General features: G+C 59.9%; 17 protein-coding genes. 10 read left to right on the plus strand and 7 right to left on the minus strand.

Features of this window, described 5'->3' with window-relative positions; translation table 11 throughout:
- Positions 1–38: 38 nt before the first annotated feature.
- The gene (locus F0P97_RS08820) at positions 39–1,385 is read right to left on the minus strand and encodes a GNAT family N-acetyltransferase (RefSeq protein WP_182286457.1); all 1,347 of its coding nucleotides are present in this window, start codon (positions 1,383–1,385) and stop codon (positions 39–41) included.
- On the opposite strand from F0P97_RS08820, the gene F0P97_RS08825 reads away from it, so the two are divergent.
- Complete coding sequence (locus tag F0P97_RS08825; protein WP_182286458.1) at positions 1,384–3,030, plus strand: NAD+ synthase; 1,647 nt, start codon at positions 1,384–1,386, stop codon at positions 3,028–3,030. The genes F0P97_RS08820 and F0P97_RS08825 overlap by 2 nt on opposite strands.
- A gap of 51 nt (positions 3,031–3,081) precedes the next feature.
- Positions 3,082–3,420 carry a P-II family nitrogen regulator gene (locus F0P97_RS08830; protein WP_003056652.1) on the plus strand — a complete coding sequence of 113 codons (339 nt, stop codon included), beginning with the start codon at positions 3,082–3,084 and terminating at the stop codon, positions 3,418–3,420.
- 137 nt (positions 3,421–3,557) lie between these two features.
- On the opposite strand, the gene F0P97_RS08835 is transcribed toward F0P97_RS08830, so the two are convergent.
- The 6 genes from F0P97_RS08835 to F0P97_RS08860 are packed head-to-tail and all read right to left on the minus strand — an operon-like array spanning position 3,558 to position 7,026.
- Complete coding sequence (locus F0P97_RS08835) at positions 3,558–4,151, minus strand: TIGR00730 family Rossman fold protein (RefSeq protein WP_182286459.1); 594 nt, start codon at positions 4,149–4,151, stop codon at positions 3,558–3,560.
- Complete coding sequence (locus tag F0P97_RS08840; protein WP_182286460.1) at positions 4,148–4,546, minus strand: diacylglycerol kinase; 399 nt, start codon at positions 4,544–4,546, stop codon at positions 4,148–4,150. Before F0P97_RS08840 ends, F0P97_RS08835 begins: the two co-directional genes overlap by 4 nt.
- A gap of 12 nt (positions 4,547–4,558) precedes the next feature.
- Positions 4,559–5,107, minus strand: a complete 549-nt coding sequence (locus F0P97_RS08845; protein WP_182286461.1) for an RDD family protein — start codon at positions 5,105–5,107, stop codon at positions 4,559–4,561.
- Between the two features lie 59 nt (positions 5,108–5,166).
- Positions 5,167–5,982 (minus strand): DUF3106 domain-containing protein, encoded by an 816-nt coding sequence (locus F0P97_RS08850; protein WP_182286462.1) that lies wholly within the window; start codon positions 5,980–5,982, stop codon positions 5,167–5,169.
- 22 nt (positions 5,983–6,004) lie between these two features.
- The gene (locus F0P97_RS08855) at positions 6,005–6,460 is read right to left on the minus strand and encodes a DUF3619 family protein (protein WP_182286463.1); all 456 of its coding nucleotides are present in this window, start codon (positions 6,458–6,460) and stop codon (positions 6,005–6,007) included.
- A complete protein-coding gene (locus tag F0P97_RS08860; RefSeq protein WP_182286464.1) occupies positions 6,457–7,026 on the minus strand; it encodes an RNA polymerase sigma factor in 570 nt (189 codons plus the stop codon). The genes F0P97_RS08855 and F0P97_RS08860 overlap by 4 nt, the downstream gene beginning before the upstream one ends.
- A 265-nt stretch (positions 7,027–7,291) precedes the next feature.
- Between F0P97_RS08860 and F0P97_RS08865 the strand changes: the two genes are divergently transcribed.
- The 8 genes from F0P97_RS08865 to F0P97_RS08900 all read left to right on the plus strand — a co-directional run bounded on the left by F0P97_RS08865 (position 7,292) and on the right by F0P97_RS08900 (position 18,123).
- The gene (locus F0P97_RS08865) at positions 7,292–9,079 is read left to right on the plus strand and encodes an acetolactate synthase 3 catalytic subunit (RefSeq protein ID WP_182286465.1); all 1,788 of its coding nucleotides are present in this window, start codon (positions 7,292–7,294) and stop codon (positions 9,077–9,079) included.
- Between the two features lie 157 nt (positions 9,080–9,236).
- Positions 9,237–9,728: an acetolactate synthase small subunit gene (ilvN, locus tag F0P97_RS08870; RefSeq protein WP_182286466.1), complete on the plus strand. Its 492-nt coding sequence runs from the start codon at positions 9,237–9,239 to the stop codon at positions 9,726–9,728.
- A 73-nt stretch (positions 9,729–9,801) separates the two neighbouring features.
- On the plus strand, positions 9,802–10,818 hold the full coding sequence (gene ilvC, locus F0P97_RS08875) for a ketol-acid reductoisomerase (RefSeq protein ID WP_003056637.1): 1,017 nt from the start codon (positions 9,802–9,804) through the stop codon (positions 10,816–10,818).
- A gap of 199 nt (positions 10,819–11,017) precedes the next feature.
- Positions 11,018–11,887, plus strand: a complete 870-nt coding sequence (pssA, locus tag F0P97_RS08880; protein WP_087865766.1) for a CDP-diacylglycerol--serine O-phosphatidyltransferase — start codon at positions 11,018–11,020, stop codon at positions 11,885–11,887.
- Between the two features lie 231 nt (positions 11,888–12,118).
- The gene (leuA, locus tag F0P97_RS08885; protein WP_182286467.1) at positions 12,119–13,792 is read left to right on the plus strand and encodes a 2-isopropylmalate synthase; all 1,674 of its coding nucleotides are present in this window, start codon (positions 12,119–12,121) and stop codon (positions 13,790–13,792) included.
- Between the two features lie 103 nt (positions 13,793–13,895).
- Positions 13,896–15,434 (plus strand): 2-isopropylmalate synthase, encoded by a 1,539-nt coding sequence (locus tag F0P97_RS08890; protein WP_182286468.1) that lies wholly within the window; start codon positions 13,896–13,898, stop codon positions 15,432–15,434.
- Positions 15,435–15,546: 112 nt separating this feature from the next.
- Positions 15,547–16,761, plus strand: a complete 1,215-nt coding sequence (pbpG, locus tag F0P97_RS08895; RefSeq protein ID WP_182286469.1) for a D-alanyl-D-alanine endopeptidase — start codon at positions 15,547–15,549, stop codon at positions 16,759–16,761.
- A gap of 141 nt (positions 16,762–16,902) precedes the next feature.
- The gene (locus F0P97_RS08900) at positions 16,903–18,123 is read left to right on the plus strand and encodes an ISL3 family transposase (RefSeq protein WP_182284095.1); all 1,221 of its coding nucleotides are present in this window, start codon (positions 16,903–16,905) and stop codon (positions 18,121–18,123) included.
- The last annotated feature ends 46 nt before the right edge of the window (positions 18,124–18,169 follow it).

The following is an 18,169-nucleotide window of genomic DNA, read 5'->3' on the forward strand; positions in this document are numbered from 1 at the left end:
TCAAGGCCGCTGCAAAGCGGCCTTTTTTGTCTCCGCCTTCAGGCCTTGCGCAGCGGACTATGGGCTTGCAGCTCTTCCACATATTGGGCCATGCCTTCGCTCTCGCGCTGCAAGAAGCGCTCGATGGCATCGGCAAAAGCGGGATGGGCCACCCAGTGGGCGCTCGGTGTCTCCACGGGCAGCAGCGCGCGGGCCATCTTGTGCTCGCCCTGGGCGCCGCCTTCGAAGCGGGCGAAGCCGTTGGCGATGCACCATTCGATGGGCTGGTAGTAGCAGGCTTCGAAATGCAGGCTGCCGATCCGCTCCAGAGCGCCCCAGTAGCGGCCATAGGCGACCTTGTTATTGATAGCTGCTTGCGCTTGTCTGCCGTCAAAAAACAATGGATCTGAATATGAAATCGTTGACTGCAATGCGTTAATAGCTATCAAACTTGAGGCTATGGGCTGTCCGTTGCGTTCGGCGATGAACATCACCCAGTTCTCGGGCATGGCCGAGGCCATGGCCGCAAAGAACTCCGGTGTCAGATACGGCGGGTTGCCATGTTCCAGGTAGGTGCGCTCGTAGCAGCGGTAGAAGAAGGACCAGTCCTGCGCACCGATGTCGCTACCTTGCATGGCTTTGAAGCTCACGCCAGCTTCGCGTATCTTGCGCCGCTCCTGGCGGATTTTCTTGCGCTTTTCCTGGTTCAGCGAGCCCAGAAAGTCGTCGAAGTCCTTCCAGCGGGACGGTGTCGCCGCAGTGCCGGCGCAGGTCTGCATGCTGGTGGGCAGAGTGCCGCCCGCAGCGGGGGGCGCGGGCGGCGTGTTCGTCCAGTGAAACTGCACCGTGCTGCGCTGCATCCAGCCGGCTGCGGCGCAGGCGGCAAGATCGTCGGCATCGCCAAACAGCAGGTGCAGCGATGACAGCTGCTGCTCGGCTGCCCAGGCCTGGACGGCATGCACCAGCGCCACGCGCAGCGCCTGGGTGCGTGCCAGAAGGCGGGAGCCTGGCACGGGCGTGAAGGGGACGGCCAGCAATCCCTTGGGGTAGTAAGGCAGGCCATGCTGCTGATAGGCGCGCGCCCAGGCCCAGTCAAACACGTATTCGCCGTAGGAGTGGGTCTTGATATAGAGGGGGCAGGCAGCCAGCAGCTCATCGCCGTCCCAGACGGTGATGACCCGGGCGATCCAGCCGGTATCGGGCGTGGCGCTGCCGCTTTGCTCCATGGCTGCCAGGTATTCGTGGCGCATGAAGGGCGTGGGCGTGGATTGAGAGGCCAGCAGCACATTCCAGGTTTGTGCGTCCAGCTGCTGCACGCTGGCAAGCACGCGAGTGATAATCTTGTTTTCGGCCATGCCCTGATTGTCGCGGGGGCTCGTGGCCTCACCGCCTAGCTTGCTTTTCATGACGCTTTCCATTTGCTGTGCCCAACGCAATTTTGTTGTGGGAGACCTCTCTGGCAATGTCCAGAAAATCATCGCCGCTGCTGCTGAAGCTTATGCCAACGGTGCTCGCCTGCTGCTCACGCCCGAGCTTGCCCTGTGTGGCTACGCGGCTGAGGACCTGTATCTGCGTCCGGCATTTTTGGAAGCCTGCGATGCGGCTCTGCAGCAGTTGCAGCAAGCCAGTGCCCAATGGCCGGGGCTGGCGCTGGTCATCGGTCACCCGCAGCGCGATGAGCAAGGTGAGAGACTGTTCAACGCTGCCAGCGTGCTGCGCGACGGCCAGCGGATTGCGCGCTATTACAAGCAGCTGCTGCCTAATTTTGGCGTGTTCGACGAACAGCGCTACTTTGCGGCCGGTGAAGAGAGCTGTGTCTTCGAGCTGGACGGCATCCAGGTCGGACTGCTGATTTGCGAAGACGCCTGGCATGCCGGCCCTGCGCGGGCGGCCGTGGCCGCCGGCGCCCAGTTGCTGGCCGTCATCAATGCCTCGCCGTTCCATGGCGGGAAGCCCTCCGAGCGCGAGGCGGTGATTGCGCAGCGCGCCATGGAAAATGCGGTTCCCCTTGTGTATGCCCATCTGGTAGGCGGCCAGGATGAAGTCGTGTTCGACGGCTGCTCGTTTGCGGTCGACGCCAGCGGTCAGGTGTCGGCTCGCGCGGCAGCTTTCGAGGAAGAGCTGCCCATGGTGGCTGCGCATGCGGGCGATGGCGGCGTGACGCTGATGGGCGAAGTCAGGCCTCTGCCGGGCCACCATCAGGCGCTCTGGTCTGCGCTGGTGCTGTCCGTGCGCGACTATGTGGGCAAGAACCGTTTCCCGGGCGCACTCATCGGCCTGTCGGGAGGCATGGACTCGGCCCTGGTACTGGCCATCGCCGTGGACGCGCTGGGTGCGGACAAGGTGCGCACGGTCATGATGCCTTCGCCCTATACGGCCGATATCAGCTGGCTTGATGCGCGCGAGATGTCCGAGCGCGTGGGCGTGCAGCACGAAGAAATCGATATCGCGCCGCAGTTCGAAGCCTTCAAGGCTGCGCTGGCAGGCACTTTTGCCGGGCGCGCCGAAGACACGACCGAGGAAAATCTGCAGGCCCGCATTCGCGGTACCCTGCTGATGGCCATGAGCAACAAGTTTGGCTCCATCGTGCTGACCACAGGCAACAAGAGCGAGATGTCCACCGGCTATTGCACGCTGTACGGCGACATGGCCGGCGGTTTTGCCGTCATCAAGGATGTGTTCAAGACCGAGGTGTTTGCGCTGGCACGCTGGCGCAATGCCAACGATCCCTTCGGCACGGGGCTCGATCCCATCCCCGAGCGCATCATCACGCGTCCGCCCAGTGCTGAGTTGCGCCCCGATCAGAAGGATCAGGACAGCCTGCCGGACTACGAGGTGCTGGATGCCATCGTGTCCCGCTACATGGAAAACAACGAGAGCATAAGCTCCATCGTCGCCGAGGGCTTTGCGCCTGCGGATGTGGAGCGGGTCACGCGTCTGATACAAATCAATGAGTACAAGCGTCGCCAGGCGCCGGTCGGTCCACGTCTGACGATGCGTAGCTTCGGCAAGGACTGGCGCTATCCCATCACCAACAAATTTCGCGCCTGAGGTTCTGCCTCCGGTGTTTTGCCGATTTCAATCAATTGAGGAACCAGCCCCATGAAAATGATTACTGCCGTCATCAAGCCCTTCAAGCTCGAGGAAGTGCGCGAGGCCCTGGCCGAGTGTGGGGTGAACGGTCTGACCGTGACCGAAGTCAAGGGTTTTGGCCGCCAGAAAGGCCACACCGAGCTCTATCGTGGCGCCGAGTATGTGGTGGATTTTCTGCCCAAGGTGAAGATCGAAGTCGTGGTGCGAGATGAAGACGTGGACCGCTGCGTGGATGCAGTCGTCAATGTCGCGCGCACCGGCAAGATTGGTGACGGCAAGATCTTCATCACCCCCGTGGAGCGGGTGGTGCGCATCCGCACGGGCGAGTTGGACGACACTGCTGTCTAAGTCGCCATGTCGCGCCCCGGTCATGCGCCCCAGTCAGAAAGCCAGACCTTGTGTCTGGCTTTTTTCATGGCCCGGGGGGTGGGTGTGCGCACTGCCTGCAGGCCGGCGAACGTCGCCCTGCAGAGAGTTTTCAGGGCTTAGATCACCGAGCGCAGAGGCGGTGTATCCAGCTGGCTGCCGGCATTCTGGACGAGATTTTGCAGCAGGGCAGAGGTGTCGCTGCCGCTTTCGACCAGGCCCATCTGCCACTCGCCCATGAAGCCGTTGCCCACGCAGGACTGAAGAAACTGCAGCATGGCGTCGTAATAGCCATCCACATTGAGAATGCCGACGGGCTTGTCGTGGTAGCCCAGTTGGCGCCAGGTCCAGACTTCGAACAGCTCTTCAAACGTGCCGATGCCGCCGGGCAGGGCCACGAAGGCATCGCTGCGCTCGGCCATCATGGCCTTGCGCTCGTGCATGTTCTTGACGATGTGCAGCTCGTCGCAGGCCTGGTTGGCCAGTTCCTTGTCGACCAGTGCCTGAGGGATGATGCCGACTACACGGCCGCCAGCTTGTTGCGTGGCTTCGGCCACCACGCCCATCAGGCCGCTGCGTCCACCGCCATAGACCAGCTGGCCGCCGCGCGAGCCTATCCATTGGCCCACGGCCTTGGCGACTTCGGTGAATTGAGGGTTGGTGCCGGGGCGTGAGCCGCAGTACACGCAAATGGAAAAAGCGGGTTGAGTCATACGATGAAACGGTGATAGAGAGCGGCAGCCCAGACGGCTCCGCAAAGGCACAGGGCCAGAAATACAGCGGCGCTGCCCATGTCCTTGGCTTTCTTGGACAGCTCGTGCCATTCGGGGCCGATACGGTCTATGGCTGCCTCTATGCCGGTATTGAGCAATTCCACAATGAGAACCAGTATGACGGTGCCGGCCAGCAGCGCTGTCTGCTCCCAGCCCTGGCCCAGCCAGAGCGCCAGAGGAAGCATGACGGCAGCACAGATTGCTTCTTGCTGAAATGCTTTTTCATGCCAGCCGGCCTTGAGGCCAGCCAGTGAGTAGCCGCCGGCATGCAGCACCCGGGACAGTCCGGTACGGCTTTTTTGCGGGTTGACGGGGTCGGGTGAGGAGGTGCTCATGGAGAGATCGGGTCAGCGGATGCGTTTGGGAGTTGGGGGCTGATGCACCAGCTGGGTGCCGGCCCAGGCGTCGTGCCAGAACTGCTTTCTGGGGTGAAAGCGGCTCAGCAGCGCCCAGATCAGAATCCAGCCCATGAGCAGCACCAGCACCTCCAGTGGCGGCAGGCCCAGCGGGTAGAGCAGGGCCAGCGGTGGCAGCCACCACATCCAGCTGGCTGCGTAGCGCAGCAGGGCGCGGGTTTGCGTCAAGGGGCGACCTTGTGTATCGACCACGCGGATATGCCAGGTCTTCATGGCCAGCGTCTGGCCCTTGCTCCAGAACCAGACAAAGTAAATCCCCAGCACCACCAGCATGAAGGCCTGCAGCAGATGCCGATTGTCGAGTGCATTGCGCGTCTGAGACAACGTGCCGAACAAATAGCCGGCGATGAACACCACGCCAAACAAAAGCATGCCCTCGTAGAGCCAGCAAGCCATGCGGCGACGCAGGCTTGGTGCTATGAAGTCAGGAGTGGTTGAGGGTGCTGCACTGCCTTCGCGGATCGGGGTGTCTTGCTGCATGAGGGAATTGTAGGGTCCAGGTCAGCAGGCTTGAAACTCGGCTTGCCGCATCGGCACTGTCATTGGTGCGAGTCTTGACCTGGCGCATCCAGCGGAGGCAGGGTGATCGGGGTGGCGCGAGGAATGTCCACGGGAGCCGTCTCCACAATCACCGAGGGCGTACGGATGGGGTGCGTCTCCACCATGGCTGGGGTTGCGGGCACGGGCGGTGGTGGGTGATGAATGGTCGCGGGCGGAATCTTGGGCAGATTGGGGACGGTATTGGGGGAGGCCGTGGCAGCAGGAATGCGCGCCAGCTTCTTGGAGGGCACAGGCTTGATGGCCGGTGCGGCGCTTATCACCTTGGGGGTGGCGCGGGCGGCCAGCAGTCGCTTTTCTTCATCGCTCAGAGCCTGGTAGGCCTCCCACTGGGCCTGCTTGTCTGTCGCGAGCTTGTTGGTAATGGCGAAGTTCAGGCGAGCCTGGTTGCGCTGGGCGGCACTCAGGCCGGACCAGGCTTCCATGCGGTCATGAAGTTTTTGCTGTTCGTGCTCGCTGAGTTTGTCAAAGCCATCCGCCAGGGCAATCCAGCGGCGCTTCTGTACCGAGCCGATCATGGCCCAGCGCTCTTGCAGCGGCTGCAGAATCTCGCGCTGGTGGCTGCTGAGTTCGCCCCAGCGTGGACCCGAAGCCTGTGCCGATGCTCTCTGGCGCGTGGACGGGTCTGCATGCATGGATCTGGATGCAGCTACCGTGGCGGGGGGGACGGAGCTGGGTGCCAGCCTGACTTGCTGCACGACATTCCATCCTGTCCAGCTCAAGGCCACCAACAACAGCGCCGCCATGATGGCGGCGGTGATGTCGGGTTTCAGGAGGGAGCGCTTCTCAGTGGGCATCAAGGCAGAGGTGGCAGGCTGTTTAGTGTTCTGATGGGGTGGCTGCCGAGGTCTTGAGGTACTGGATGAAGCCAGGGTCAGAGTAGGCAGCAGGAGGCAGATCATCGGTCAGCAAGGCGGTATCGACCTCGGTGACTTCGCTCAGCATACTTTGTTCGGTGTCGGAGTTGTAGATTACCAGGCCCGCAATGAGTGCAAAAACGGGGATGGCCGAGACCAGGGTGCGCCACCAGCCGTTACCCTCGTCGGGGCTGCCCAGTGTCAGGGTACTGCCCTGGGCAGATGTCGCGGTACTAGTCTGAACGAGCAGTACAGACGCTTCGCGGCGGCGTATGGACACGGCTTGCTCACGGGAGGCGCGCAGACGTTCGGTGACTTCATACGGGAGCAAGGCTTCACCCTCACTCAGTCGGGCAGTGATTTGACGGGCGATACGGTCGACGGCCTGTTCTTGCCGGAGGGTGGGCACGGATTTCATAACTCGATTCCTTTGGCCTTGAGTGCCTTGCTCAATGTTTGGATGGCGCGAAAGCAATGGGTTTTGACGCTGCCTTCTGAGCAACCCATGGCGGCAGCGGTCTCCGCGACATCCATCTCTTCCCAGTAACGCATGAGAAAGGCCTCGCGTTGACGTGCAGGCAGCTCCTGTATCTCTTTTTCTATGCTTTGCAGTGTCTGCTTGCGTTCGGTCAGGCTCTCGGCGTTGCTGGCGGCCGATTCGTCGCTGTTGGTGGCATAGGTTTCCAGCCAGTCGAAGTCGCTGTCTGAGTCTACGGAGGACTCCAGGTCGCTGAAGTGGGTGAAGACGGCTTTCTGGGTCTTCTGGCGGCGAAACCAGTCCAGGGTGCTGTTCGACAGGATGCGCTGGAACAGCATGGGCAGTTCATTGACCGGTTTGTCCCCATAGTGCTGGGCCAGTTTGAGCATGCTGTCCTGCACGATATCCAGGGCGGCCTCCTCGTCGCGGACGTGGAAAACGCTGCGTTTGAAGGCGCGCTTTTCAACGTCTTTGAGGAATGCAGACAGTTCTTGTTCTGTGGCCAAGAGAGAGTAACCCTGGAGAAAGCGGGAGTTAGGTAGTGGCGAAAGCGGCAGATTATCGCATCCGATGATGTTTTTTTGTGTACTGCATTTGAAGGTCTTGTTGCAGTGCGATAATGATCTTCAACTTAAAGAAGCAAACGGATCACGGTCCGGCGTACACACAAACGTCCATGGCATGTGGTCTTAAGTCCTAAACCGGCCTCACAAGGGCTTCAGGCTAAGGGCACCGAAGGTTTTTCGTTAGAGAAATTCACAAAGGTTGATCATGGAAATCTCCAAAGCCGAGCTGGCCTCTGCAGCCGCCGCATCGTCCCCCAAGGGCGCCCAGGAATTGATGGGCTCCGAAATCCTCATCAAGTCGCTTCAGGCCGAAGGTGTCAAGCACCTGTGGGGTTACCCTGGCGGGGCAGTTCTCTATATCTACGACGCGCTCTACAAGCAGGACAGCATTCAGCATGTGCTGGTGCGCCACGAGCAGGCGGCCGTGCATGCAGCCGACGGTTTTGCGCGTGCCACCGGTGAAGTGGGCGTGGCGCTGGTGACTTCCGGCCCCGGTCTGACCAATGCGGTGACGGGCATTGCCACCGCCTATACCGACTCCATCCCCATGGTGGTGATCGCGGGACAGACATCGACCAATTACATCGGTACCGACGCATTCCAAGAGTGCGACACCGTGGGCATCACTCGTCCCATCGTCAAGCACAACTTCCTGGTCAAGGATGTGCGCGAGCTGGCCGAGACCATGAAAAAGGCTTTCCACATCGCCCGCACCGGCCGCCCCGGCCCTGTGGTGGTGGATATTCCCAAGGACGTGTCCTTCAAGAAGGCGCTGTACACGGGCTATCCTGAGAAAGTGGAAATGCGCTCGTACAACCCTGTCAAAAAGGGTCATGCCGGCCAGATTCGCAAGGCTCTGCAGTTGCTGCTGACGGCCAAGCGCCCTTATATCTACACCGGCGGCGGCGTGCTGCTGGGCAATGCCTGCAACGAACTGCGTCAGCTGGTGGACATGCTGGGCTACCCGGTCACGAATACGCTGATGGGCCTGGGCGCCTACCCGGCCAGCGACCGGAAGTTCCTGGGCATGCTGGGTATGCATGGCACCATCGAAGCCAACAATGCCATGCAGAACTGCGATGTGCTGCTGGCCGTGGGTGCGCGCTTTGACGATCGCGTGATCGGCAATCCCAAGCATTTCATGTCGGTGGAGCGCAAGATCATCCATATCGACATCGATCCTTCCTCCATCTCCAAGCGCGTGAAGGTGGATGTGCCCATCGTGGGCGATGTCAAGGATGTGCTCAACGAGCTGATCGCCATGCTGCGCGAGTCGGCGCAGCGCCCTGATGAAGCGGCCGTAGCCCAATGGTGGACCACCATCGAAGGCTGGCGCAGCCGCGACTGTCTGAGCTACGACAAGTCCAATACCGAAGTCATCAAGCCCCAGTACGTGGTCGACACGCTGTGGAACATGACCAAGGATGCGGACGCCTACATCACCTCCGATGTGGGTCAGCACCAGATGTGGGCGGCGCAGTACTACCGCTTTGATGAACCCCGTCGCTGGATCAACTCCGGCGGTCTGGGCACCATGGGCGTGGGTCTGCCTTACGCCATGGGCATCAAGCTGGCCAAGCCCGACTCCGAAGTCTTCTGCATCACGGGCGAAGGCTCGATCCAGATGAATATTCAGGAGCTGGCCACTTGCAAGCAGTACAACACCCCGGTGGTCATCTGCGCGCTGAACAACCGCTTCCTGGGCATGGTGCGTCAGTGGCAGGAAATCGAATACTCGGGTCGCTACTCGAGCAGCTATATGGATTCGCTGCCCGACTTCGTGAAGCTGGCGGAGGCCTTCGGCCACCGTGGCCTGCTGATCGAAAAGCCTGCCGATGTCGAAGCTGCGCTGCGCGAGGCACGCCGCATCGTGCGCGAAGAAAGCAAGACGGTCTTCCTGGACTTCCGCACCGACCCGACCGAGAACGTGTTCCCCATGGTGCAAGCCGGCCGTGGCATCACGGAAATGCTGCTGGGCGCTGACGACCTGTGATGCATGGAAAGCCGATTTCCAATGAAATCGGCATCAAGCGCTTACATGTCAATCCCAAGTGGCTATATTTTAAATAGCATTTTTTGACGAATCTATTGTCCGCCGAGCCTGGCACTTACCGGTGTCAGGGGAGGGCGGCGAAAAGAGGAATCTCCCAATGAAACACATTATTGCCGTGCTGCTCGAGAACGAGCCTGGAGCACTGTCACGCGTCGTGGGCCTGTTTTCTGCCCGTGGCTACAACATTGAATCCCTGACAGTTGCACCGACCGAGGATCCCTCTCTGTCGCGCATGACCATCCTCACCACGGGCTCGGATGATGTGATTGAGCAAATCACAAAGCACCTGAACCGACTGATTGAAGTGGTTAAAGTGGTGGACCTGACCGAAGGTGCTTACACCGAGCGCGAGCTGATGATGGTCAAGGTGCGTGCCGTCGGCAAGGAACGCGAGGAAATGAAGCGCATGGCGGACATCTTCCGCGGCCGCATCATCGACGTGACCGAGAAGAGCTACACCGTTGAGCTGACCGGCGACCAGTCCAAGAACGACGCCTTCCTGCAAGCCCTTGATCGCACTGCCATCCTTGAGACCGTTCGCACAGGCGCCTCGGGTATTGGTCGTGGCGAACGCATTCTGCGTGTCTAATGGCTGCGTTGCACCACTTTTGAATCTGAACAAACCTTTTTAACCCCCTCAAGATAAGAGACCTGGAGCCATCATGAAAGTTTTCTACGACAAGGACTGTGACCTGAGCCTGATCAAGGGCAAGACTGTTGCCATCATCGGCTACGGCAGCCAAGGCCACGCACATGCTCAAAACCTGAACGACAGCGGCGTGAAGGTTGTGGTCGGTCTGCGCAAGGGCGGCTCTTCCTGGGACAAGGTCGGCAAGGCCGGTCTGACCGTGATGGAAGTGAACGACGCGGTGAAGGCTGCCGACGTGGTCATGATCCTGCTGCCCGACGAGAACATCCCCGAGGTGTACAAGAACAACGTCGAGCCCAACATCAAATCCGGCGCTACACTGGCTTTCGCTCACGGCTTCAACGTGCACTACAACCAGGTCGTGCCCCGCGCCGATCTGGATGTGATCATGGTCGCCCCCAAGGGCCCCGGCCACACCGTGCGCTCCGAATACCTGAAGGGCGGCGGCGTGCCTTCCCTGATCGCCATCTACCAGGACAAGTCCGGCAAGGCTCGTGACGTGGCCCTGTCCTATGCTTCCGCCAACGGCGGCGGCAAGGGCGGCATCATCGAAACCAACTTCAAGGAAGAAACCGAAACCGACCTGTTCGGCGAGCAGGCCGTGCTGTGCGGCGGTGCCGTGGAGCTGGTGAAGATGGGCTTCGAGACGCTGACCGAAGCTGGCTACGCTCCCGAAATGGCTTACTTCGAGTGCCTGCACGAGCTGAAGCTGATCGTTGACCTGATGTATGAAGGCGGCATCGCCAACATGAACTACTCCATCTCCAACAACGCGGAGTATGGCGAGTACGTGACCGGCCCCGAAGTCATCAACGAAGAATCCCGCAAGGCCATGCGCAACGCCCTCAAGCGCATCCAGAGCGGTGAATACGCCAAGATGTTCATCAGCGAAGGCCGCCTGAACTATCCTTCGATGACTGCCCGTCGTCGCCAGAACGCCGATCACGCCATCGAGCAAGTGGGCGGTCAGCTGCGCTCCATGATGCCTTGGATCTCCAAGAACAAGCTGGTCGACCAGACCCGCAACTGATGCAGGCAAGTCATTCGGCGCAAGCCGGATGACTGTGCTTGGGCAAGAGGCCACCTTCGAGGTGGCCTTTTTTCATTCCGGATGCGATCTGTGTGGCGGGTACACTGGTGGCAGGGACATGGTCATGATGGCCGTGCTTGAAATACTATCGTTTTAATAGCTGCATGCATCTGACATGCAAGCACTGGAGGTCTGTTTGATGCAAAACAGCAATGATTCTGCCGATCTGAGTGGAATGCCGCGCAAGCCGCGCAAAGGCATTTATGTGCTGCCCAATCTGTTCACGCTGGCAGCGCTGTTTGGCGGTTTCTACGCCATCGTCATGGCCATGAACAACAAGTTCGAACTGGCGGCCGTGGGTGTTTTCTGCGCCATGGTGCTCGACAGTCTTGACGGTCGCGTGGCGCGCATGACGCACACGCAAAGCGCGTTCGGCGAGCAGATGGATTCGCTCTCCGATATGGTGTCCTTTGGTGCCGCGCCTGCGCTGATTGCCTATGAATGGGCCTTGCGTCCCCTGGGGCGCTGGGGCTGGATTGCCGCCTTTGTGTATTGCGCCTGCGCGGCACTGCGCCTGGCTCGCTTCAACGTGAATACGGCCGTGGTGGACAAGCGCTACTTCCAGGGCATGCCTTCACCTGCGGCAGCGGCTCTGGTGGCGGGCTTTATCTGGCTGACCAGTGCCCTGATGGTTTCCCATCGCGACGTGCCCATCTTTGGCGATGTGATTTCCTGGTTCGGGGGTTATCCCACGGACAGGGCCGATCTGTCCTGGATCATGTTCGCCATCACGCTGTTCGCAGGCCTGACCATGGTCACCAATATTCCCTATTACAGCTTCAAGGACATCGGCGGCGCCAAGAGCATGCCATTTGTCTCGCTGGTGGTGGTGGCCCTGCTGATGGCCGTGGTCAGCATCGAGCCTGCAACCATGCTGTTCCTGGTGTTTGTCGGTTACTCGATCTCGGGTTATGTGATCTACGCCTGGCGCCGTTCCAAGGGCGAGCAGGTCAGCATCGTGGCAACCTCCAAGGACGAGCCCGATGAGCGTGGTCTGCACGACGATTGAAGTGCGGCTCCAAAAAATCCTGGCCCTGTCAACTTTTCTTGTGTTAAAGTGAGCCGCATGCAAAACCTGTCGCTAGCTCTACTACTAATGTCCAACGGGCAGAGAAAGTAGCGCGCGCGTACAAACACACCCTACTTGGCGGCCCGTAGCATCAGCGACGGGCCGTTTTTGCTTTTGGGCGTCGCTGGAGCTGGGTTCAATTTCCTCTAATTTCGACTAAAGAGACTCACCATGTTGCAAAACCCTTCCACCAAATACCGCGCTTTCGCCCCCGTGCGTCTGACCGATCGCACCTGGCCCGACGCGGTCATCACCAAGCCCCCGGTCTGGTGCAGCGTGGATCTGCGTGACGGCAACCAGGCCCTGATCGAGCCCATGGACATCGAGCGCAAGGTGCGCATGTTCGAGCAACTGGTGAAGATCGGCTTCAAGGAAATCGAAGTGGGCTTTCCTTCGGCTTCGCAGATCGAGTTCGACTTCATGCGCAAGCTCATCGAGGAAAACCGCATTCCCGACGACGTGACCGTACAGGTGCTGACACAGGCGCGTGAGCACCTGATTCGTCGCACTTTCGAGGCGCTGGAAGGCGTACCTCGCGCCATTGTCCATCTCTACAACGCCACGGCTCCCGTGATGCGCCGCGTGGTGCTGAACATGAGTGAAGACGAGATCGTGGAGCTGGCCGTGACCAATGCGCAGATGTTCAAGGACATCGCGGCCCAGCACCCCAACACCAAGTGGACCTTCCAGTACTCGCCCGAAATGTATTCGGATACCGAGCTGGAGTTCTCCAGGCGCGTGATCGACGCCGTCACCGATGTCTGGCAGCCCACACCCGAGAACAAGTGCATCATCAACCTGCCCACCACAGTGGAGCATTCCACGCCCAATATCTTTGCCGACATGGTGGAGTGGACGCATCGCAACATCAAGCGCCGTGACAGCGTGGTGATCTCGGTCCATCCTCATAACGACCGCGGCACGGGAACGGCGGCAGCGGAGTTGTCCCTCATGGCCGGCGCGGACCGTCTGGAAGGCTGCCTGTTCGGCAATGGCGAGCGCACCGGCAATCTGGACGTGGTGAATGTGGCGCTCAATATGTATATCCAGGGCGTGAACCCCGGCCTGGATTTTTCCGACATCGACGATATCCGTGCAACGGTTGAGCATTGCAACCAGTTGCCCGTGCATCCTCGTCATCCTTACGTGGGTGACTTGGTCTACACCTCCTTCTCCGGCTCCCACCAGGACGCCATCAAGAAGGCTTTCGCCGCCCACAAGGAAGGCGATATCTGGGATATGCCTTATCTGCCCATCGATCCCAAGGACCTGGGTCGCAGCTATGAGGCGGTGATTCGCGTGAACAGCCAGTCGGGCAAGGGCGGCATTGCCTATCTGCTCGAAAGCGAATACGGGCTTCAGCTGCCTCGTCGCCTGCAGATCGAGTTCAGCCAGGTCGTGCAGCGCGAGATGGATGCCAGCGGCAAGGAATTGTCGGCTGCGGATCTGTGGGAGCTGTTCCAGCGCGAATATGGAGTCAACACCGTCAAGGCGCCTCAATATCGCCTGAGCGAGGCAGATGGCGTGGTCAATATGACTTCCCACATCGAGATCGCCGGAGAAAAGTATTTTTTGGAAGGCGAAGGTACGGGCCCCATTGATGCCTTCGTGCAGGCGTTGTCGGCTAACGTCGGTCGCAATGTGCGCGTGCTCAACTATGCCGAGCATGCGATTGGCGAGGGTGCGAATGCCAAGGCGATTGCCTATGTGGAATTGCGCGTGGACGATGCTCAGGTCTGCTACGGCGTAGGGGTGGATGCCAATATCGTTTCCGCCTCGTTGCGCGCCATCATCTCGGGAGTACAGCGCGTTACCGCTGTCGCTGAAGAGGCGGTAGCTGCATAAAAGGTTCAAAGCCGGTGTCGCCAAAAGCGCACCGGCTTTTTTGTCGGCAATCCTCCAGTCAAAACAGGTGCCTACCGGCGCCATCACATAGAGAGTCCCCACCATGTCCGATCAGCTCATTATTTTCGACACCACCTTGCGTGACGGCGAGCAATCGCCCGGCGCTTCCATGACACGCGATGAAAAGCTGCGTATTGCCCGTCAGCTGGAGCGTCTGAAGGTCGATGTGATCGAGGCGGGGTTTGCTGCGGCATCCAATGGCGACTTCGAGTCCATCCAGACCATTGCACGTGCCATCAAGGACTCCACGGTCTGCTCGCTCTCCCGCGCCAACGACCGCGACATCGCGCGTGCGGCCGAGTCGTTGAAGGATGCCAACCGCGCTCGCATTCATACCTTCATCGCCACCAGCCCGCTGCATATGGAGAAAAAGCTGCGCATGACACCCGAACAGGTGCTGGAGCAGGCCAAGCAGGCGGTGCGCTTCGGGCGCAATCTCATCGAAGACATCGAGTTCAGCGCGGAGGACGGCTATCGCAGCGAACCCGATTTTCTGGCGCGTGTGATCGAGGTGGTCATCAAGGAAGGTGCAACCACCATCAACGTGCCCGACACCGTGGGTTACGCGATTCCCGAGCTCTATGGTGAATTCATTCGCAACCTGCGCGAGCGCGTGCCCAACAGCGACAAGGCCGTCTGGTCCGTGCATTGCCACAACGACCTGGGCATGGCGGTTGCGAATTCTCTGGCGGGCGTGAAGATCGGCGGTGCGCGCCAGATCGAATGCACCATCAATGGTCTTGGGGAGCGCGCGGGTAACTGCTCACTTGAAGAAGTGGTCATGGCCATCAAGACGCGCAAGGACTACTTCGGCCTGGATGTGAATATCGATACCCAGCATATCGTGGCCGCCAGCCGCCTGGTCAGCCAGACCACGGGCTTTGTGGTGCAACCCAACAAGGCTGTGGTGGGAGCCAACGCCTTTGCCCATGCCTCCGGCATTCATCAGGACGGCGTGCTCAAGGCGCGTGACACCTACGAAATCATGCGTGCCGAGGACGTGGGCTGGGCGGCCAACAAGATCGTGCTGGGCAAGCTCAGTGGTCGCAACGCTTTCAAGCAGCGCCTGCAGGAGTTGGGGGTGGAACTGGACAGCGAAGCTGCCATCAACCAGGCCTTCACGCGTTTCAAGGAGCTCGCGGACCGAAAGAGCGAGATTTTTGACGAGGACATTCTGGCGCTGGTGAATGCCGAAGGAGCGGAGCACCAGGACAATCAGTTCCAGTTCATTTCGCTGGCCCAGCAGAGCGAAACAGGTGAGCGCCCACATGCCAGCGTGGTCTTCAGCAATGCAGGCCGGGAAATCAAGGCCAGCTCCGACGGCAATGGTCCGGTCGATGCCTCGTTCAAGGCCATCGAGTCCGAAGTCAAGAGCGGTGCAGAAATGGTGCTGTATTCCGTCAATGCCATCAGCGGCTCAACCGAGAGTCAGGGCGAGGTGACGGTGCGCTTGCAGCGCAGTGGTCGCGTCGTCAACGGAGTGGGTGCTGACCCCGATATTGTGGTCGCATCGGCCAAGGCTTATCTGAGCGCTTTGAACAAATTGCATAGCAATCAGGAAGTTGTTGCAGCACAAGGTTGACTGCTGGATTTATAATTTCACTCAGATTATCGAGAAGGTTGTGCAAGTGCTTGTCACTGCACAACTTTTTTGATTGAATTAAATCCTTACACCTTGTTGTCTGGAGTATCGCATGCAGCTGCTGCGTCCATTTCGCCTTGCAAAACTCACCCAGGTGGTGTCTTTGGCTCTGTTGAGCTGTGCTCTGGCTGCTCCGGCAGCGCATGCGGCGGCGCCCAAGAAAGACTCCAAAAAGCCCGTGGCTGCTGCGGCTTCTGCGAAGAAAGCGGCCAAGGAGCCGGCTGGTAAGGCTCGTGCTGCAGCCCAGCCCAAAAGCGCAAAGGTCGCCAAGGGCAAGCCGGAAAAGGCAGACGCCAAGCTTGCAAGCAAGAAGGGCGGCAAGACTGTTCTAGCAGCCAAGGCCGAAAGAGACGAGAAGACCGGCGGCAAGAAGCGTCTGGCCAGGGCAGGAGCCACCGGTGCTGCGGTTGCGGCGGCAGCAACTGCCGCGGCGGTCGAGCCCGCACGCCTGTCCTACGGGCAGATGGCGGGTCTTCACTCCGTCTCGGATCCTCTGGATCTGCAAAGCAGCGTGGCTTATGTGATCGACCAGGACACACATGAGGTTCTGCTGAGCAAGAACGATCAGGCCGTGCTGCCCATTGCCTCGTTGACCAAGCTGATGACCGGTCTGCTGATCTCTCAGGCCCGTCTGCCCATGGACGAGATGATCACCATCACGCAGGACGATGTGGATACCGAAAAGCACAGCAGCTCTCGCCTGCGTGTAGGTACCACCTTGACGCGCGCCGAGATGATGCATCTTGCGCTGATGTCCAGCGAGAACCGTGCTGCCCATGCCCTGGGACGAACCTATCCCGGCGGTCTGGCGCAGTTTGTGCAGCTGATGAATTCCAAGGCGCTGCAGCTGGGCATGAAGGACACGCGCTATGTCGAGCCCACCGGCCTGTCCAGCAGCAACCAGTCCAGCGCGCGCGATCTGGCGCGCCTGGTGGCGGTGGCCCATGCGGATCCGCTGATGCGCGAATACTCCACATCGCCCGGCTATGAAGTGGCCGTGGGTCGTCGCACGCTGCAGTTCAACAACACCAACCGTCTGGTCAAGAGCGACAACTGGGATATCGGCCTGCAAAAGACCGGCTATATCTCCGAAGCCGGACGCTGCCTTGTGATGCAGGCCCATGTGGCCGGGCGCAAGCTGATCATGGTGTTCCTGGATTCCGCAGGCAAGTTCAGCCGCCTGGCAGATGCCGAGCGAGTGCGTCACTGGATGGAAAGCAAGGGCCCCACAGCCAGCAACACGATTGCCAGCCGTATCCGCGGCTGAGCCTGGCGAGGGCCAGGTCCGTCAGCAAAAAAGCGCTACCTCGGTAGCGCTTTTTTATGGTTCATCGAGGAATTCCGTGGAGATGAGCCCGTTCGTTTTGTAATCTGACGACAGCGAAGCTGACATCGGAGAACAAATCAAATGCTGGACTCGAAGTTATTGCAGGCTCTTGGCGGCTGGGAGGGCTACGAGGTTGAACGTGTGCAGTGGCCCCAGGGCGATAGCCGCACCGTGTCGATCTATCTGAAGCCGCAGGCCAGCGTCATGCATTGCGAACGCTGCGGTGCGCAGTGCAGCCAAGTCCATGAGACCACGACACGGCGCGTGCGCGATCTGGCATTGTTCGAGTACAAGGTGGTGCTGCATGTGCCGCGTCGGCGTCTGTGGTGCGATAGCTGTGGTGGCCCGCGCCTGGAGAAACTCAGCTGGCTCGGTCGCTACCAGCGCGTCACAGACCGTCTGGCACAGGCGTGCAGCCAGTTGCTTCGCAGCAGCAGCATCAAGGCAGTCGCGGCCTTCTTCGATCTTGGGTGGCACACGGTCAAGTCCATCGACAAGACCTTATTGCTGGCCACTACCGCGCAGCCGCAATGGGAGCGGATCGAGTACTTGGCAATGGACGAGTTTGCGTTGCACAAGGGCCATCGCTACGCCACAGTCGTCATCGACCCCATCAGCCGGCAGGTGCTGTGGGTGGGGCAAGGGCGCTCACGCGAGACGGCCCGCCAGTTCTTCGAGCAGTTGCCCGTTGGCGTTGCCCAGCGCATTCGCGCGGTTGCTATCGACATGACTACTGCCTACGAGCTGGAGATCCAGGCCAACTGCCCCAACGCCGAGATCGTCTATGACCTGTTCCATGTCGTGGCCAAGTATGGCCGGGAGGTTATCGACCGAGTGCGTGTCGATCAGGCCAACTTGCTGCGCCAACAGCCCTTGGCGCGCAAGGTGCTCAAGTCCAGCCGCTGGTTGCTACTGCGCAATCGCAACAAGCTGCAGGCTCAACAAGCAGTGCAGCTCAAGGAGCTGCTGGCGGCCAATGAGCCATTAATGGCGGTATACGTCTTGCGCGATGAGCTAAAACAGCTGTGGTTTTACCGTCGTCCGGCTTGGGCGCATCGCGCCTGGCAGCACTGGTGTGAGCAAGCGCGCCAAAGCGGTATTACAGCACTGAGCACCTTTGCTCAGCGCTTGCAAAGCTACCTGCACGGGATCATCGCCCGATGCCGGCATCCGTTGAACACAAGTGTTGTCGAGGGCATCAACAACACCATCAAGGTCATCAAGCGCCGGGCCTATGGCTACCGCGATCAGGACTATTTCTTTCTGAAGATTCGCGCAGCCTTCCCCGGTAATGCGCGATGAACCTTTTTTATTGGGTCCATATCTGAAATGGCCTTCCAGCCCTTTT

Source organism: Comamonas testosteroni (genome assembly GCF_014076415.1).
GTDB lineage: Bacteria > Pseudomonadota > Gammaproteobacteria > Burkholderiales > Burkholderiaceae_C > Comamonas > Comamonas testosteroni_F.

Excerpts from the sequence above, each read along its gene's own strand:
- F0P97_RS08825 (WP_182286458.1), top strand. The coding sequence starts at position 1,384 with ATGACGCTTTCCATTTGCTGTGCCCAACGCAATTTTGTTGTGGGAGAC.
- F0P97_RS08820 (WP_182286457.1), bottom strand. The coding sequence starts at position 1,385 with ATGAAAAGCAAGCTAGGCGGTGAGGCCACGAGCCCCCGCGACAATCAG.
- F0P97_RS08830 (WP_003056652.1), top strand. The coding sequence starts at position 3,082 with ATGAAAATGATTACTGCCGTCATCAAGCCCTTCAAGCTCGAGGAAGTG.
- F0P97_RS08835 (WP_182286459.1), bottom strand. The coding sequence starts at position 4,151 with ATGACTCAACCCGCTTTTTCCATTTGCGTGTACTGCGGCTCACGCCCC.
- F0P97_RS08840 (WP_182286460.1), bottom strand. The coding sequence starts at position 4,546 with ATGAGCACCTCCTCACCCGACCCCGTCAACCCGCAAAAAAGCCGTACC.
- F0P97_RS08845 (WP_182286461.1), bottom strand. The coding sequence starts at position 5,107 with ATGCAGCAAGACACCCCGATCCGCGAAGGCAGTGCAGCACCCTCAACC.
- F0P97_RS08850 (WP_182286462.1), bottom strand. The coding sequence starts at position 5,982 with ATGCCCACTGAGAAGCGCTCCCTCCTGAAACCCGACATCACCGCCGCC.
- F0P97_RS08855 (WP_182286463.1), bottom strand. The coding sequence starts at position 6,460 with ATGAAATCCGTGCCCACCCTCCGGCAAGAACAGGCCGTCGACCGTATC.
- F0P97_RS08865 (WP_182286465.1), top strand. The coding sequence starts at position 7,292 with ATGGAAATCTCCAAAGCCGAGCTGGCCTCTGCAGCCGCCGCATCGTCC.
- ilvN (WP_182286466.1), top strand. The coding sequence starts at position 9,237 with ATGAAACACATTATTGCCGTGCTGCTCGAGAACGAGCCTGGAGCACTG.
- ilvC (WP_003056637.1), top strand. The coding sequence starts at position 9,802 with ATGAAAGTTTTCTACGACAAGGACTGTGACCTGAGCCTGATCAAGGGC.
- pssA (WP_087865766.1), top strand. The coding sequence starts at position 11,018 with ATGCAAAACAGCAATGATTCTGCCGATCTGAGTGGAATGCCGCGCAAG.
- leuA (WP_182286467.1), top strand. The coding sequence starts at position 12,119 with ATGTTGCAAAACCCTTCCACCAAATACCGCGCTTTCGCCCCCGTGCGT.
- F0P97_RS08890 (WP_182286468.1), top strand. The coding sequence starts at position 13,896 with ATGTCCGATCAGCTCATTATTTTCGACACCACCTTGCGTGACGGCGAG.
- pbpG (WP_182286469.1), top strand. The coding sequence starts at position 15,547 with ATGCAGCTGCTGCGTCCATTTCGCCTTGCAAAACTCACCCAGGTGGTG.
- F0P97_RS08900 (WP_182284095.1), top strand. The coding sequence starts at position 16,903 with ATGCTGGACTCGAAGTTATTGCAGGCTCTTGGCGGCTGGGAGGGCTAC.